The organism is Thauera terpenica 58Eu, assembly GCF_000443165.1.
GTDB classification, from domain to species: Bacteria; Pseudomonadota; Gammaproteobacteria; order Burkholderiales; family Rhodocyclaceae; genus Thauera; species Thauera terpenica.
In genome coordinates this window covers 151,394-166,269 of sequence record NZ_ATJV01000001.1, presented here as the reverse complement: position 1 = coordinate 166,269, position 14,876 = coordinate 151,394, and the positions used below count along the sequence as shown (strand labels likewise).

General features: G+C 63.9%; 14 protein-coding genes. 5 read left to right on the top strand and 9 right to left on the bottom strand.

What is annotated here, in order from left to right; all coding sequences use genetic code 11:
* Window positions 1-11 precede the first annotated feature (11 nt).
* The 4 genes from M622_RS21570 to M622_RS21555 form a co-directional block, all read right to left on the bottom strand.
* A complete protein-coding gene (locus M622_RS21570) occupies window positions 12-2,609 on the bottom strand; it encodes an EAL domain-containing protein (protein WP_021247619.1) in 2,598 nt (865 codons plus the stop codon).
* A gap of 410 nt (window positions 2,610-3,019) precedes the next feature.
* Entirely contained in the window at window positions 3,020-3,454 is a 435-nt protein-coding gene (trxC, locus tag M622_RS21565) for a thioredoxin TrxC (RefSeq protein WP_021247618.1), read from the bottom strand.
* A gap of 81 nt (window positions 3,455-3,535) precedes the next feature.
* On the bottom strand, window positions 3,536-3,877 hold the full coding sequence (locus tag M622_RS21560; RefSeq protein WP_021247617.1) for a DUF1840 domain-containing protein: 342 nt from the start codon (window positions 3,875-3,877) through the stop codon (window positions 3,536-3,538).
* A 62-nt stretch (window positions 3,878-3,939) separates the two neighbouring features.
* The gene (locus M622_RS21555; RefSeq protein ID WP_021247616.1) at window positions 3,940-4,497 is read right to left on the bottom strand and encodes a hypoxanthine-guanine phosphoribosyltransferase; all 558 of its coding nucleotides are present in this window, start codon (window positions 4,495-4,497) and stop codon (window positions 3,940-3,942) included.
* 194 nt (window positions 4,498-4,691) lie between these two features.
* Here M622_RS21555 and upp point away from each other — a divergent pair, with 194 nt between their 5' ends.
* Window positions 4,692-5,324, top strand: a complete 633-nt coding sequence (upp, locus tag M622_RS21550; protein WP_021247615.1) for a uracil phosphoribosyltransferase — start codon at window positions 4,692-4,694, stop codon at window positions 5,322-5,324.
* 73 nt (window positions 5,325-5,397) lie between these two features.
* Entirely contained in the window at window positions 5,398-6,645 is a 1,248-nt protein-coding gene (locus M622_RS21545; RefSeq protein ID WP_021247614.1) for a uracil-xanthine permease family protein, read from the top strand.
* Here M622_RS21545 and M622_RS21540 read toward each other — a convergent pair.
* From M622_RS21540 to M622_RS21525, 4 genes are all read right to left on the bottom strand, one after another.
* Window positions 6,578-6,979, bottom strand: coding sequence for a YqjK-like family protein (locus M622_RS21540; RefSeq protein WP_021247613.1), 402 nt, complete (start codon window positions 6,977-6,979; stop codon window positions 6,578-6,580). The two genes, M622_RS21545 and M622_RS21540, sit on opposite strands and share 68 nt — an antisense overlap.
* 17 nt (window positions 6,980-6,996) lie before the next feature.
* Window positions 6,997-7,380, bottom strand: coding sequence for a phage holin family protein (locus M622_RS21535; protein WP_021247612.1), 384 nt, complete (start codon window positions 7,378-7,380; stop codon window positions 6,997-6,999).
* 4 nt (window positions 7,381-7,384) lie between these two features.
* Entirely contained in the window at window positions 7,385-7,696 is a 312-nt protein-coding gene (locus M622_RS21530; RefSeq protein WP_021247611.1) for an ElaB/YgaM/YqjD family protein, read from the bottom strand.
* Window positions 7,697-7,828: 132 nt separating this feature from the next.
* Window positions 7,829-8,611 carry an exodeoxyribonuclease III gene (locus M622_RS21525; protein WP_021247610.1) on the bottom strand — a complete coding sequence of 261 codons (783 nt, stop codon included), beginning with the start codon at window positions 8,609-8,611 and terminating at the stop codon, window positions 7,829-7,831.
* Between the two features lie 39 nt (window positions 8,612-8,650).
* Here M622_RS21525 and pyrE point away from each other — a divergent pair, with 39 nt between their 5' ends.
* Genes pyrE through M622_RS21510 form a run of 3 tightly spaced genes read left to right on the top strand, consistent with a single transcriptional unit; the run spans window position 8,651 to window position 10,727 of the window.
* Complete coding sequence (gene pyrE, locus M622_RS21520) at window positions 8,651-9,295, top strand: orotate phosphoribosyltransferase (protein ID WP_031346035.1); 645 nt, start codon at window positions 8,651-8,653, stop codon at window positions 9,293-9,295.
* On the top strand, window positions 9,276-9,932 hold the full coding sequence (locus M622_RS21515; protein ID WP_031346033.1) for a hypothetical protein: 657 nt from the start codon (window positions 9,276-9,278) through the stop codon (window positions 9,930-9,932). The genes pyrE and M622_RS21515 overlap by 20 nt, the downstream gene beginning before the upstream one ends.
* 12 nt (window positions 9,933-9,944) lie before the next feature.
* Window positions 9,945-10,727, top strand: a complete 783-nt coding sequence (locus M622_RS21510) for an NAD-dependent deacylase (RefSeq protein WP_021247607.1) — start codon at window positions 9,945-9,947, stop codon at window positions 10,725-10,727.
* A gap of 84 nt (window positions 10,728-10,811) precedes the next feature.
* On the opposite strand, the gene M622_RS21505 is transcribed toward M622_RS21510, so the two are convergent.
* The gene (locus tag M622_RS21505; protein WP_031346030.1) at window positions 10,812-14,681 is read right to left on the bottom strand and encodes a DUF3683 domain-containing protein; all 3,870 of its coding nucleotides are present in this window, start codon (window positions 14,679-14,681) and stop codon (window positions 10,812-10,814) included.
* Window positions 14,682-14,876 lie beyond the last annotated feature (195 nt).

Below are 14,876 nucleotides of genomic sequence, written 5' to 3'. Positions count from 1 at the left end.
AGGTGTGTTCGTCAGTCTTGCCTCGGCGAAGCCAACCATCTCCTGCCGAGTTCGTCCCCCGGCATGGGGCGGCCAAAATGGTAGCCCTGTGCCTCCACGCAGCCGAGCGCGGCCAGACACCTGGCCTGCTGTTCGTCCTCCACGCCTTCTGCGAGCGAGGTCAGACCCAGGCTTTGCGCCATGGCGATGATGGTGCGCACGATGCCCTCGTTGCTGCCATCGGCAAGAAGCCCACTCACGAAAGAACGGTCGATCTTCAAGGTGTGCACCGGGAAGCGCTGCAGATAGGCCAGTGAAGAATAGCCTGTGCCAAAGTCGTCGATCGCGAACGTAAAACCCGCGTCCACCAGTGCCTGGGTGACCTCCATGGCGCACTGTGGGTCGCGCATCATGCTCGACTCGGTGAGCTCGAGCTCGAAGCGTGTCGGGCTCTGTCCGGCCTCCTCGATGATGGCCAGCGTGCGTGCGGCGAAATCTTTCTCGTCAATCTGGGGGGCGGCGACGTTGATTGCGATGCGCGGCGGCAGGGCCAGACCAGCTTCTTTCCACGTCTGCAGCTGTCGACAGGCCTCGCTCAGCACCCACTCGCCAAGCTCGGTCATCATGCCGCGCTCCTCGATGATGGGGAGGAATTCGGTCGGTGGCACCCAGCCCCATTGCGGGTCATGCCAGCGCAACAGCGCTTCGACGCCGGTCAACCGGCTGTCGCTCAGGTTGAGCTTGGGTTGGTAGTGGAGCTGCAGCCGGTTGTTGCGCAGCGCCTGGCTGAAGCGCTGCACCACATCCAGCTTGTGGCTGAGCTGCTCGCCCATTTCAGCACTGTACAAGCAGTGTCCGCCACCGCTGCCCTTGGCCCTGTACATCGCAATGTCGGCGGATTTGAGCAGGTTCTGCACGCTGTGGGCGTCGTCCGGATAGACGGCAATGCCGATGCTGGCGCGAAGTTGAAAGCTCGCCCCGCGCACGCTGAAGGGTGTCTGCAGGGTGCCGAGCAAGCGCAGTGCGATGGCGTTGGCGCCCTGACGATCGACTTCGTCAGCAATGACGACGAATTCGTCGCCGCCGAGACGAGCGAGCAGTTCCCCCTGACGTAGCGAACTGCGGAAGCGGTCCGCGATCTCGGCGAGCACCTTGTCGCCCGCCAGATGGCCCTGGGTGTCGTTGATGTCCTTGAAGCGATCGAGGTCAATGAACAACAGCGCCAGCGCATGCCCCTTGCTGCGGGCGCGCGCGAGTCGGCGCTTGAGCTGATCCTGGAAGTGAGTGCGGTTGGGCAGTGCGGTCAGGGTGTCGTAGAACGCCAGCTTCTCGATGTGGCGCTCGGCGCGCTTGCGCTCACTGATGTCTTGTACCGTGCCGACCACCCACAGCACGCTGCCATCCGCGTCGCGCCGGAGTTCTGCGCGCTCTTCGAGCCAGCGTATCTCACCCTCGAGCTCGACGCGGTGCTCGACCTGATAAGCCTGTCCGCGCAGCGCGTCCTCAAAGGCGGCGGCAACGCGCTCGCGGTCCTCAGGGTAAATGCGGTCGAGAAAGTCGGGGTAGGTCATTCTGGTGCCTGGCGGCACACCGAACAGACGGTAGGTTTCTGCCGACCACTCAAGAGCCTCCGGATCCAGGCCGCCCGGCTCGATGCGCCAGCTGCCGATTCTGGCCGCGGCCTGAGCCTGGCGTAGCAAAGCCTCGCTGCTGGCGAGTTTTTCCTCGGCTTCAAGCCGCGCCGACTCTTCCTCGTTGATGCGGTCAAGCACCAGCAGGGCCCGGCCGAGTTCGTCGCCCAGGCACACGCGCTTGAGCGTGATGCGGGCTTTGTGCCGGCAGTCGTCGTGCACCAGCCGCAAGGTGAAAATCTGATTGTCCAGCGCGGGCGCGCCATGCAGCACCGCATGGATGGCCTCTTCGAGCCCGTCGGCGTGCAGCACGGCGGCGAGCGGGCGCCCGAGCAGGGCATGTGAGTCCTCGCCCAGCAATTCTGCGCAGCAACGATTGCAGGATTCAATGCGGAGCTCGGGAGACAGCACGATGATGCTGTCGTTCATGCTGTCGAACACCAGCTCGGCGTAGTTCCTGAGGCCGTGAATGGTCTGGTCGCGGGTCTGCACGTAGGCCCCGATCGTCAGGCTCATGTCCAGCAGGATTGCCTTGAAAAAGGCGAGCATGGTGGCGCAGAAGCCGTCGATGTCCGCGCCGAAGTGATCGCGTATTCTTGGTAGCAGGACGCTGAGGTACTTGCCGTAGATGCCCAGATACCACTCGGGGGACAGCCCGATGTGTTGATGATGGAAGCCGACTTGCTGGCGGCGCCTGAAGTAGTCGTGATCGTAACGAGCCTCGGAAATCTCGCGGAAATACTTCGACTGCGAGTCCTGCATCCGCTTGAGGATGTCCGCGCCGCCGACCAGGCAGCGGGTCTCCTCGAATGCCGTCAGGTGGGCGCAGAGCGCTTGTGCGAAATCGTCGGAGTGCTTTTGCAGGGTGGCGTGAATCTGGCGCAGACGCACCGCGTCGGCTTCATCAAACTCCAGGAATGCCTTGCGGCGGAGAATCTCCGCGTGCTCGAAATCCAGCACTTCTTTCACTGTGAGCTGGAGCTCATCGACCATTTTCATTGCGTTTGATTCCTGGCAGAGGACGCAGCGCGCAGGCCGCAAGTGCGTCGATCAGACACGATCAGATGCGAAATGTCGGCGGCGCTGATGTCTGGGCTGCGTGGCGGTGCTGTGCGGTGAGCTTGTTGGGCGTAATTGATGTTACTTGAAGTGTGCTTGTTCGCCATGGGGTCATTCGTGTTGTCGATCACACAAACGCTAACTTTGATGGACTGCCCGGCATTAGGCTCCGGCTTCAGGGCGCTGACGCCGCCGCAAGTGTGGCCAAGATACGCCCCAGGACAGCCCCCGGCGCGCGGCTGCACACCGCTGTGTGCGACCTAGGTCACGACCCCTGTGATGGTGCAAGGCGCACAGGTCGAACGGGCCGCAGAGGGGCGTCGTCGCGGTGAGCGGTGAGGCCGGTGTGCTCAGCAGTGCGCGCGCGCCCAGCGCACGATGTCGGCGCTGCCCATCGCTCCCGCCTGACGGGCCACTTCCTGACCCGCGCGGAACACGGCCAGGGTGGGAATGCTGCGAATGCCGAAGCGTGCTGCGATCGACTGTTCGGCTTCGGTGTCGAGCTTTGCCAGCCTGAGCCGGGGTTCCAGCAGGCCGGCGGCCTCGGCAAACGCGGGTGCCATGCCGCGGCAGGGGGCACACCACGGTGCCCAGAAGTCGACCAGCACAGGGATGTCGTTGCGGGTGATGTGGCGGTCGAAATTGGCGGTGGTCAGCTCGAGCACCTGGGCGCTGAACAGGGCTTGTTTGCATTTGCCACAGGTGGGCGCTTCAGTGACGCGGCTGGCGGGCAGGCGATTGACGGCGTCGCAGTGGGGGCAGACGAGGTGAAGGGCGTCGTTCATGATGGGCTCCCGAGGGTTGGAGATTTCCTGTCGATGGCCGGCGCTGGTCGATACCGATCAGGCACGTGAGGGGGCCGGGCCTCACACCCCCCAGGTGACCGGGACTTCTTCCTTGTGGGCGGTTTCCAGCATGTTCAGCAACGGCCAGGCGCGCTGCGCCAGTCCGACCGGCGCTGCCATGCCGCTGCGGCCGGCTTCCTTGTCGGCAATTTCTTCGGCCTCGCTGGGCGGGTTTTCTGCCTGGCGCGCGCGATCCTCTTCGATCGCCGTGCGCAGTTGAAGGATGGCTTCAGGCAGTTGCGCCACGGTGACGATGCCCTTGATGTCAGCCGCGTCCTTGCCGATGAGGCTGATGAGCTTCCTTGCGGGTTCGTCGAGCATCAGGACGTCGGCACTGACGGCGGATTTGAAGGTGTAGAGCATGTGCGGTCTCCCTGGTAGCTCGGGGGTGGGCGGGGCGGGTTCTTGACTTGCAGACCCTGGACTTACAAACCTTTGACGGCGTAGATACCGGGTGCATTGCGCCAGTAACCCTTATAGTCCATGCCGCATCCAAACAGGAAGCGATCGGCGATGTCCAGCCCGCTGAAATCGGCGCGCATGTCGGGTGTGGCCTTGCGCGTGTGCAACTTGTGTACCAGGACGGCTGACAGCACCTCGCTCGCGCCCTCGGCCTGCAGGTGCTCGATGATGGCTTTCAGGGTATGGCCTTCATCGAGGATGTCGTCGAGCACGAGGACGGTGCGCCCGCGTAGATCCTGTGTCGGGCGTACGCGCCAGTCGAGTAGCGTGCCTTGCAAGGCGTTGCCGTAGCGCGTGGCGTGCAGGTAGGCGAGTTCGAGTGGAAAGGGCAGGCGGGGCAGGATGCGTCCGGCGAAGATGAGTGCCCCGTTCATTACCGCATAGACGAGCGGATTGCGGTCGGCGAGGCGCGCGGTGATGGCTTCGGCCATGCGGTCGAGCGCGGCTTCCACGGTGGCGTCGTCGGCCAGGCAGTCGGCCTCGTCGCGCGCGCGTTCTATTTCTTCCAGGTTGAGGGTCATGTCGGTGAACTGCGGGCGTGCGCCCAGGACGTATTCGGACCGCCCATTTTAACGCCGAACCCACGACGGCGACGCTCCGGCGACGGCGCAAGCGCGGTCGAATCGCCTTGCTGTGGTTTATGCGCTTGTGTGCCGATCGGCAGCACGGTAAAAAGAGGCCAGCTTCGTCTCCGTCCCCTTGCCCGGAACTCTCCATGCCCATCCACGAAATTCGCCACCCGCTCGTGCGCCACAAGATCGGCCTGATGCGTGAGGCCAACATCAGCACCAAGAAATTCCGCGAGCTTACCGCCGAGCTTGCGCGCCTGCTTGCCTACGAGGCATGCAAGGACTTTGTGCTGGAGTCAGTGCAGATCGAGGGCTGGGCAGGGCCAGTGCAGATCGAGCAGATCAAGGGCAAGAAGGTTACCGTGGTGCCGATTCTGCGCGCCGGGGTGGGCATGCTCGATGGGGTGCTGGACATGATGCCGAGTGCAAAGGTCAGCGTGGTGGGAATCGCACGCAATGAGGCGACCCTGCAGCCTGCACCCTATTTCGAGAAGTTCGTCGGTCAGCTCAATGAACGCATGGCGCTGATCATCGACCCGATGCTGGCGACCGGAGGGTCGATGGTGGCCACCGTCGATATGCTCAAGCGCAATGGCTGTGCCCAGGTGCGTGCGCTGGTGCTGGTGGCTGCGCCGGAAGGCATTGCATTGATGAACGCACGCCATCCGGACGTCGACATCTTCACCGCCAGCATCGACAGCCATCTAGATGAGAACGGTTACATCATTCCGGGCCTCGGTGATGCGGGCGACAAGATCTTCGGTACCCGCCACAACTGAGCTGCGGCAACTTTCCTGAAATAACGACAATGCCTCGCCGGTCGTGACCGGCGCCAAGGGGCGGAGAATCAAGATGCGTGAAATTCCCATCGAGTCTGTCGAGCCCATGTGGCGGCAGGCCATTTCCGGTGCCCAGATTCTGTTTGTCGCCTTCGGCGCCCTGGTGCTGGTGCCGCTGCTGACCGGCCTCGATCCCAGCCTCGCCCTGCTCGGCGCGGGCGTGGGTACGCTGCTGTTCCAGCTCGTCACCGGGCGCCAGGTGCCGATCTTTCTCGGCTCCAGCTTCGCCTTCATCGCGCCTATCATCTTCAGCATGCAGAACTGGGGCGTGGCGGCGACGACGGGTGCGCTGGCCTGCGTGTCCCTGGTGTATTTCCTCTTTGCCGGGCTGGTGTGGAAGCACGGAGCAGAGATTGTCCATCGCTACATGCCGCCGGTGGTGGTGGGGCCCATCATCATGATCATCGGCCTGTCGCTCGCCGCGGTCGGCGTCAATATGGCGATGGGGCGCAGCGGTGATGGCCGTATCGAGCTCGTGCCTTATGCCACCGCGCTCGCGGTGGCCGGTGTTGCGTTCAGCGTGACGGTAGTGGTGGCGATCTTCGCGCGCGGCTTTCTCAGCCTGGTGCCCATCCTGAGCGGTGTGCTCGCAGGTTACATGGTGGCGGTCCTGCTTGGTCTGGTGGATTTCGCGCCCCTGGCGGCCGCCCCCTGGTTCTCCATGCCGGCCTTCGTCACCCCTCGCTTCGAATGGGCGGCGGTGCTGTTCATGTTGCCGGTCGCGCTTGCGCCCGCGATCGAGCATGTCGGCGACGTCCTTGCCATTGGCGGCGTGACCGGCAAGGACTACACCGAGAAACCCGGCCTGCACCGCACCTTGCTGGGTGATGGGCTGGGGGTGCTTTTCGCCGGAATGATAGGCGGCCCGCCGATCACGACCTACTCCGAGGTGACGGGGGCGGTGACGCTGACCAGGAACTACAATCCGGCGATCATGACCTGGGCGGCAGGGCTGGCGATTGTTCTGGCCTTCTTTGGCAAGTTCAACGCGTTGCTGGCGACCGTGCCGGTGCCGGTGATGGGCGGCATCATGATGCTGATGTTCGGTTCGGTGGCGAGCATCGGACTCAATACCCTGATCAAGGCGCGTGTCGATCTTGAACAGCCGCGCAATCTGGTGATCGTGTCTTCGGTGCTGGTGATGGGTATCGGCGGTCTGGCGCTCAACTTCGACGGACTGACCTTGCAGGGTGTCAGCCTGTGCGCCGTGGTCGCGGTCCTGTTGAACCTGATTCTGCCGAAGGCTCGATCCGGCGCCTGATCAGTGCGAGCAGCCCGCGCAGCAGCGGGATGGCGCCGGGCAGCAGCGCCGCAAACCGCCCGCCGCGCAGTTGGCGCGCCAGCAACCAGCTCACCCAGGCGCGCCTGGCAAGTCTGAGCGTGAGCTTGGGCTTTGCAAGCAGCACCACGATGAGTGCAGCCGACAGCAGCGGGATCTTGTCCTTTGCCCATGCGAGGTGTTCGCGCAGCGAATCGACGCGATCGAGCGCGCCATCGATGCCGGCGAGGCGTCGCGTCATGTCGGCACGCTGAGTGGCGATCTGCATCTGCAGCTTTTGCTTGCGCAGCGCGAGATCGATCTGGTGGGGATTCATCGCGGGTGCCGCCGCCTTCAGTCCGGCTCGCGCAGCGCCGCACGGTCGCGTGTGAGCTCGGCGAGGCTGGCAGAAAAAAGCTTTGTGCCACTGCGAAATGCGTGTGCTGCCTTGCTCGCAGCGAGCAGCCCGCCGATCAGGCAGATGGCGGTGGAAATGCCGAGCGCGAGCAGGCGGTGCTCTTCCCAGAACAGCACGGTCAGGAACACCAGCAGGAACATCAGCCCGAAACCGAGCAGCAGCCCCGCCAGCACCGCGTTGAGCGCGAGGCCGGCGAGGCGGAGCTTTTCCTCCTGGAGCTCGATCGCGAGCAGTTCCAGCCGCGTCTGCACCGTCTGCAGTCCGGCATCGACGATGCCGTGCAGGCTTTCGGCGAGACGTGGTCTGGGCGCGGAGCTCATCGAATCAGCGACGGCTGACCAGCAGGCCGAGCAGGAAGGCGACGCCGGCGGCGACCCCCACCGACTGCCAGGGGTTCTCGTGCACGTAGTCATCGGTGACACGAACGGCCTTCCTGCCGGTGTCGACGATCGCAGCCTCGGCGTCGGCGAGGCGCTCCCTGGCGATTGCGACGCGATCACCGATGCGGGCGCGCAGGTCATCCAGCTTGCCGCCCTGCTGTTCGGCGGTGAGCTTGAGCAGCTCCTCGGCGTCCGACATCAGGGACTTGAGGTCGTTGACGAGCTTGTCCTTGGAGGGGTTCTGGGTCGTTGCCATGGTGATTCTCCTGTCAGTGGTTCAAGAAGTTATGCACGATCCTGTTGCTCAAGGTTAACCCCCAGGGCGTCCAGCCGCAATGAATGATGCGTAAGCAGGTGCTGAAAGCGGTGTAGGCGGACGCCGAGTCGCTTAGAGCGACCAGTCGTAATCCACCGTCAGCGGCGCGTGGTCAGAGAAGCGCTGTGTCTTGTAGACCTCGGCCGTGCGCGCGCTTGCCGCCAGCGCCGGCGTGGCGATCTGGTAATCCAGTCGCCAGCCGACGTTCTTTGCCCACGCCTGGCCGCGGTTCGACCACCAGGTGTAGCAAGCGTCCGTGGCCTCCGGATGAAGGCGGCGGTAGACGTCGACCCAGCCCTGCTCGTCGAACAGGCGGCTGAGCCAGGCGCGCTCGGCGGGCAGGAAGCCGGAGTTCTTCTGGTTGGACTTCCAGTTTTTCAGGTCAAGCTCACGGTGGGCAATGTTCCAGTCGCCGCACACCACGATCTCCTGACCGCTTGCAGACAAGGCCGCCATGTGTGGCAGGAAGCGCTCCATGAAGCTGAACTTGATCTGCAGGCGCTCTTCCGAACTGGATCCCGAGGGCAGGTAGAGCGAAACCACCGACAGCTTGCCGAAATCAAGCTGCAGGAAGCGGCCTTCGGCGTCGATATCGGCGATGCCCAGGCCTTCGATGACACGGTCCGGGGCGTGTCGGCTGTAGATCCCCACGCCGCTGTAGCCCTTCTTTTCGGCGTGATGGAACCAGCCCTGCAGCCCTGTGGGGCTGCGCATTGCCGGGCTGAGGTCGGCGCTCCGGGCTTTCAGTTCCTGCAGGCAGATGAGGTCGGCATCTTGTTGTGCCAGCCAATCGAGAAAGCCTTTGCTGACTGCCGAGCGGATACCGTTGAGGTTGAGGGAGATGATGCGTAACATTGGCGGTTTCCTGGAATGCTGCAGTGCAGCCGGATGATTGTGGATTTTAGCCGGGATTTCATCGCCTTAGCCTGTCGTAAGGGCGTACTTCGTTTTGGTGCGTTTGTGACCAAGGCAGGTCGCAACTCGCCTTATTTCTTCAACGCCGGTCTGTTCGATGACGGCGCCTCGTTTCGTGAGCTATGTGGTTATTACGCGCGTGCCATCCGTGATTCGGGCCTGGCATGTGACATGTTGTTTGGCCCAGCCTACAAGGGCATTCCGCTGGTGGCAGGAACGGCGATCCGGCTCGCCGAAGCCGGCGTCGATCTGCCCTTCGCCTTCAATCGCAAGGAGGCGAAAGACCATGGTGAAGGCGGCAGCTTGATCGGCGCGGCGCTCAAGGGGCGGGTGTTGATTCTCGACGATGTCATCTCTGCGGGGACCTCGGTGCGCGAGTCGGTGGAGATCATCCGCGCTGCAGGCGCGACGCCGGCAGGCGTGGTCATTGCGCTGGACCGCATGGAGCGTGGCAAGGGGGCGCTTTCAGCGGTACAGGAAGTGCGCGAGAATTACGACATTCCGGTGATCGCGGTGGCAACACTCGATGACCTCGTCGCCTATCTCGCGGACAGTCCCGAGCTCGCGGCAAACCTGGGCGCGGTGCAGAACTACAGGACGCAATATGGCATCTCGTCGCGCTGAGCTTGTCAGCGTAACACTCGCGCTCATGGGGGTATCCTTGACGCCGGCTGCCGCGCTGGCGCAGTCGCCTGCTGCGCGCATGATCTATTGCTGCGACGTCGGTGGCCAGCCGGTGTGCGGCGATATTCTGCCCGAGGCCTGTTATGGACGGGCTTATCGCGAAGTCAGCCCCTCAGGAACCGTGCGCCGCGTTGTGCCGGCACCGCTCACCCCCGAGGAGATTGCAGCGCGTGATGCCGAGGTGAATGAGCGCCGCGTCGAGGCGGCGCTGCAGCTCAAGCAGCAACGCATGGACGAGGCCTTGCTGGAAACCTATCGCAGCCTGCCGCAGCTCGATGCGCGGCGAGATCGTGAGATCGGCGCGCTCGATCGAGCGATTCAGGTCCTGCGTCAACGCGAGGGCGAACTCATCGAGCGTCAGCGCGTGCTGATCGAAGAGGCAGCCCAGGCCGGGGAGGGTAATGTCTCGCCGGTTCTCGAGGAGAACATCCACAGCCTGGACGGCGAGATCGTCGCACAGCGCGGTGTGATCGCAGCCAAGATGCGCGAACGTGCAGCCGTGCTCGACCGCTTCGATGAGGACCGCCAGCGCTATATCCGGCTCACCACCCCGGCCGCACAACCCGGCCGGCGCTGAGCGACCGCGGGCATGATGCAGGCCGATACCGTCGATCGCGTCGCACGGCTTCTGGCGCAGGCGCAGCGCGTTCTTTTCATAACCGGAGCTGGTGTTTCGGCCGATTCCGGCTTGCCGACCTATCGTGGCATCGGCGGCCTCTATCACGAGCGTCTGACCGCCGAAGGGCTGACCATAGAGGAGGCCTTGTCGGGTGAGATGATGGCGCGACGGCCGGATATTTCGTGGAAGTACATCGCCGAAATCGAAGGCAATTGCCGTGGCGCACGCCCCAATGCGGCGCATCGCCTGATTGCGGCGTTCGAGCGCGAAAAGGACCTGGTGTGCGTGTTGACGCAGAACGTAGATGGCCTGCATGCGGAGGCCGGCTCACGCCAACTCATCGAGATTCACGGCAACGTCCACCGCTTGCGCTGCACTGATTGCATGCAGGCGCGTCAGGTGCCGGATTATGCCGGACTGCAGATTCCGCCCGAATGCCCGCGCTGTGGCGGCACCCTGCGTCCGGATATCGTCCTCTTTGGCGAAGCGCTGCCAGCGGGCGCTGTTGCGCGCCTCGAGCACGTGCTGGAGAGCGGGCTTGACCTCATCGTCTCCATTGGTACGAGCAGCGTTTTTCCGTATATCGCCGGACCAGTGATGTGGGCGGCGCGCCAAGGGCTGCCCACCGTCGAGGTCAACCCGGGCGATACCGCGGTGAGTCGGTTTGTCGAATATCGTCTGCGCATGGGTGCGAGCGACGCGCTGCACGAGCTCTGGTACCGCACTCATCCCCGCGAGCCGGCCGAGGACTGAGTCCGACATGCAAGCGGTGCGCAATGAACAGGGGCCGGAGGAGCGCAAGCTCTCCGGCCCCGGTCGCGTCAGGTCTTCAGCTGCTTACAGCAAGACCCGCTCGATGCCGCCGCTGTTAGCCTTGGCGACGTAGTCCGGCAGCCAGTTCTCGCCCAGCAGGTGCTTTGCAAGTTCGACCACGATGTAGTCGGGCTCGATGCCGCCGGCGTCGTTGGCATAGCGATGCATGCCCTGCAGGCAGCTGGGGCAGGAGGTCAGCATCTTGATCTTCGCGGCGGGGTCATCGGCGCGCAGTATGGCCGCACCCTTTTCGATCTCCTGCTGCTTGCGGAAGCGCACCTGGGTTGAGATGTCCGGACGCGCGACTGCGAGCGTGCCTGACTCGCCGCAGCAGCGCTCGGACAAATCGACGCGCGTCCCCATCAGCTCAGTAGCGACCTTGACCCCCGAGTGCAGCTTCATCGGGTCGTGGCAGGGCTGGTGATACATGTACTTCACCCCGTTCACGCCTTCGAGCTTGACGCCTTTTTCCATCAGGTATTCATGGATGTCGAGCAGGCGGCAGCCCGGGAAGATCTTCTCGAATTCGTATTTCTGCAGCTGATCCATGCAGGTGCCGCAGGACACGATCACGGTCTTGATGTCGAGATAGTTGAGCGTGTTGGAGACGCGGTGGAACAGCACGCGATTGTCGGTGGTGATGCGTTGTCCCTTGTCATCCTCGCCCGCTGCGCTCTGCGGGTAGCCGCAGCACAGATAGCCCGGCGGCAACACCGTGTGTGCGCCGACGTGGTAGAGCATGGCCTGAGTGGCGAGACCGACCTGGCTGAACAGACGCTCCGAGCCACAGCCCGGGAAATAGAACACCGCGTCCGAGTCGCCATTGGCCTTTTTCGGGTCGCGGATCACCGGGATGACCTTGTCGTCTTCGATGTCGAGCAGCGCGCGGCTGGTCTTCTTGGGCAGGTTGCCTGGCATCGGCTTGTTGATGAAGTGAATCACCTGTGCCTTCACCGTGGCCTTGCCCAGGGTGGTGGGTGGCGCCTTGACCTGGGACTGGATGAGGCCGAGCTTCTTGGCGGTGCTGTGCGCCCAGCGCTGTGCCTTGTAGCCGAAACCCATCATGCCCATCCGCATCGCCTTGATCGTGGTTGGATCCTTGATGGTGAGGAAGGCCATCGCTGCGGCCTTGCCCGGGTTGAAGGACTTCTTGCCTTCCTTGCGCAGCAGGTTGCGCATCTTGATCGACACGTCGCCGAAATCGATATCGACCGGACAGGGCTTTTCGCACTTGTGGCAGACCGTGCAGTGGTCGGCGACGTCCTCGAACTCGGCCCAGTGCGCCAGCGACACGCCACGCCGAGTCTGCTCTTCGTAGAGGAAGGCCTCGATCAGCAGCGAGGTGCTGAGAATCTTGTCGCGCGGGCTGTACAGCAGGTTGGCGCGCGGGACATGGGTGGAGCACACCGGCTTGCATTTGCCGCAACGCAGGCAGTCCTTGATGTCGTGGGCGATCTCGCCGACAGCGGTCTGTTCCATGATGATGGACTCGTGTCCCATCAGGTTGAAGCTGGGAGTGTAGGCGTTGTCGAGGTTGCCGCCACGCATGAGCTTGCCACGGTTGAAGCGGCCTTCCGGATCGACCGTGTGCTTGTAGGCCCAGAATTCGGCCATTTCATCGTCGGTGAGATAGTCGAGCTTGGTGATGCCGATGCCATGTTCGCCGGAAATCACCCCATCCAGGCTGCGCGCAAGCGCCATGATGCGATCCACGGTGCGGTTCGCGGTCTGCAGCATCTCGTAATGGTCGGAATTCACCGGCAGATTGGTGTGCACATTGCCGTCGCCGGCATGCATGTGCAGCGCGACAAAGACACGGCCGCGCAGCACGGCGCGGTGGACCTCGCCGATCTGCGCCAGGATGCGCGCAAACAGCGCGCCGTCGAAGGTCTGCTCGAGCAGTGGGCGCAGCTCCTCCTTCCATGAAACCCGGATCGAATAATCCTGCAGGCGATGAAAGAGGGTGGGCTCGTCGGTGCGGTTGCTCAAGGCCTCGGCGCGGATGCCGTAGTCGGCGAACTGCGTCTCGGCTGCGGCGAGCGCCAGGTCGAGGTGGTCGAGCAGCCACTGCCAGCGTCGGCGCACGCCGGCGACCTGCTCCAGGGCCTGGGCGCGATGATCGGCGATCAGGGTGTCGCGGTCGACGATCTCGTCCTTGACGTCCAGCGGCAGGTCACCGTGCAGGAATTCGGTGAGGCGGTCGCAGAGTTCGATCTTGTTCTGCAGCGAGAGCTCGATGTTGATGCGCTCGATGCCGTCGCAGTATTCCCCCATGCGTGGCAGGGGGATGACCACGTCCTCGTTGATCTTGAACGCATTGGTGTGCCGCGAAATGGCGGCGGTGCGGCTGCGCTCGAGCCAGAAGCGCTTGCGCTGTTCCGGGCTGACGGCGATGAAGCCTTCGGCGCCGCGGCTGTTGGTCATGCGCACGACTTCCGAGGCGGCCGCCATCACGGCGTTCTCGTCAAAGCCGACGATGTCGCCGATCAGCACCATTTTTGGCCGGCCGTGGCGCTTTGCCTTGGTGGCATAGCCCACCGCCTTGACGTAACGCTCGTCGAGGTGTTCGAGGCCGGCGAGCAGCACGCCTGCGCCCTCGCCGGCGCCGCCGGGCTTGAAGTAGTCGGTGATCTCGACAATGGCGGGTACGGCTTCGCGCACCTGGCCGAAGAACTCCAGGCACACCGTGCGGGTCACCGGCGGCATCTTGTGCAGCACCCAGCGTGCGGCCACGATCAGGCCGTCCGTGCCTTCCTTCTGCACGCCCGGGATGCCGCCCAGGAACTTGTCGGTCACGTCCTTGCCAAGCCCGACCTTGCGGCATTGCGCGCCCGGCAGGGAGAGGAATTCCTCGCCCAGCAGCCTGTAGCTGATGCCATCGAATCGACGCAGGCGGAAGCGCGCGGTGTGCTGCTCGTGGATCTTGCCGAAGTTGTGGTCGAGGCGATCGACTTCCAGCCAGTTGCCGTCCGGCGTGACCATCTTCCACCACGCCAGGTTGTCGAGCGCAGTGCCCCACAGCACGGCCTTCTTGCCGCCGGCGTTCATGGCGATGTTGCCACCAACGCAGGACGCGCTCGCCGAGGTGGGGTCAACCGCGAACACCCGGCCTGCGAGACTTGCCGCTTCGGCCACGCGTTCGGTGACCACGCCTGCGCTGGTGCGGATGGTGGCGTAGGGTGAGCGCATCGGCTCGCCGTCGACATCAGGCAGGCTGATGTCCTCGACCGCGCCGATGTCGATGAGCTTCTCGGTGTTGATGACGACCGAGCTGGCGTCGAGCGGAATGGCGCCGCCCGTATAGCCGGTGCCGCCTCCGCGCGGAATGATGGTCAGGCCAAGCGTGATGCACTCGCGCACCAGCGGGGCCATCTCCTCCTCGGTGTCCGGATAGAGTACGACGAAGGGGTATTCGACGCGCCAGTCGGTGGCGTCGGTGACGTGGCTTACGCGCGCGTGGCCGTCAAAGCGGATGTTGCCGCGGCGGGTGTGGCGCGTCAGGGCTTTCAGCACCGATTTACGCCGGCGCGCGGTGGCGTGGAACCAGGCTTCGAAGTTGGAGATCGCTTCCTGGGTCCGCGCCACCAGCAAGGTGACGAGGTCGTTGCCCTGGCGGCGCTTGTCGATTTCGTTGAGGCGATGGTTCAGCGCACCGATCAAGGCCTCACGCCGTTCCCGGCTGTCGAGCAGGTCGTCTTCGAGATAGGGGTTGCGGCGCACCACCCAGATGTCGCCCAGCACCTCATACAGCATGCGTGCCGAGCGGCCGGTGACGCGTTCGCCGCGCAGTTCATCGAGTACCGCCCAAGCCTCGCTGCCGAGCAGGCGCATGACGATCTCTCGATCGGAGAACGACGTGTAGTTGTACGGAATTTCACGAAGACGTTGGGACATCGGAGTACCAGGTTGGCTGCTGCTGGAGAACGCGTCATTTTAGCGAACCGCAGTGCACCATGCAGCAAAAATCAAGACCTTACAGTGGGAAGGGCTTAGGTCTGGTGGCTTGCGCAGCAGGGGGGGCGGAGGATTGCGGACAAGATTCCCCGCGTGCAGGCAGGCGGTGTTGCGCGTGCTTCACTGTCGCCGCTG

Excerpts from the sequence above, each read along its gene's own strand:
- M622_RS21525 (WP_021247610.1), bottom strand. The coding sequence starts at position 8,611 with ATGTTACGCATCATCTCCCTCAACCTCAACGGTATCCGCTCGGCAGTC.
- M622_RS21560 (WP_021247617.1), bottom strand. The coding sequence starts at position 3,877 with ATGCTCTACACCTTCAAATCCGCCGTCAGTGCCGACGTCCTGATGCTC.
- M622_RS21515 (WP_031346033.1), top strand. The coding sequence starts at position 9,276 with ATGGCATCTCGTCGCGCTGAGCTTGTCAGCGTAACACTCGCGCTCATG.
- trxC (WP_021247618.1), bottom strand. The coding sequence starts at position 3,454 with ATGAACGACGCCCTTCACCTCGTCTGCCCCCACTGCGACGCCGTCAAT.
- M622_RS21535 (WP_021247612.1), bottom strand. The coding sequence starts at position 7,380 with ATGAGCTCCGCGCCCAGACCACGTCTCGCCGAAAGCCTGCACGGCATC.
- M622_RS21505 (WP_031346030.1), bottom strand. The coding sequence starts at position 14,681 with ATGTCCCAACGTCTTCGTGAAATTCCGTACAACTACACGTCGTTCTCC.
- upp (WP_021247615.1), top strand. The coding sequence starts at position 4,692 with ATGCCCATCCACGAAATTCGCCACCCGCTCGTGCGCCACAAGATCGGC.
- M622_RS21570 (WP_021247619.1), bottom strand. The coding sequence starts at position 2,609 with ATGAAAATGGTCGATGAGCTCCAGCTCACAGTGAAAGAAGTGCTGGAT.
- M622_RS21510 (WP_021247607.1), top strand. The coding sequence starts at position 9,945 with ATGATGCAGGCCGATACCGTCGATCGCGTCGCACGGCTTCTGGCGCAG.
- M622_RS21555 (WP_021247616.1), bottom strand. The coding sequence starts at position 4,497 with ATGACCCTCAACCTGGAAGAAATAGAACGCGCGCGCGACGAGGCCGAC.
- M622_RS21540 (WP_021247613.1), bottom strand. The coding sequence starts at position 6,979 with ATGAATCCCCACCAGATCGATCTCGCGCTGCGCAAGCAAAAGCTGCAG.
- M622_RS21530 (WP_021247611.1), bottom strand. The coding sequence starts at position 7,696 with ATGGCAACGACCCAGAACCCCTCCAAGGACAAGCTCGTCAACGACCTC.
- M622_RS21545 (WP_021247614.1), top strand. The coding sequence starts at position 5,398 with ATGCGTGAAATTCCCATCGAGTCTGTCGAGCCCATGTGGCGGCAGGCC.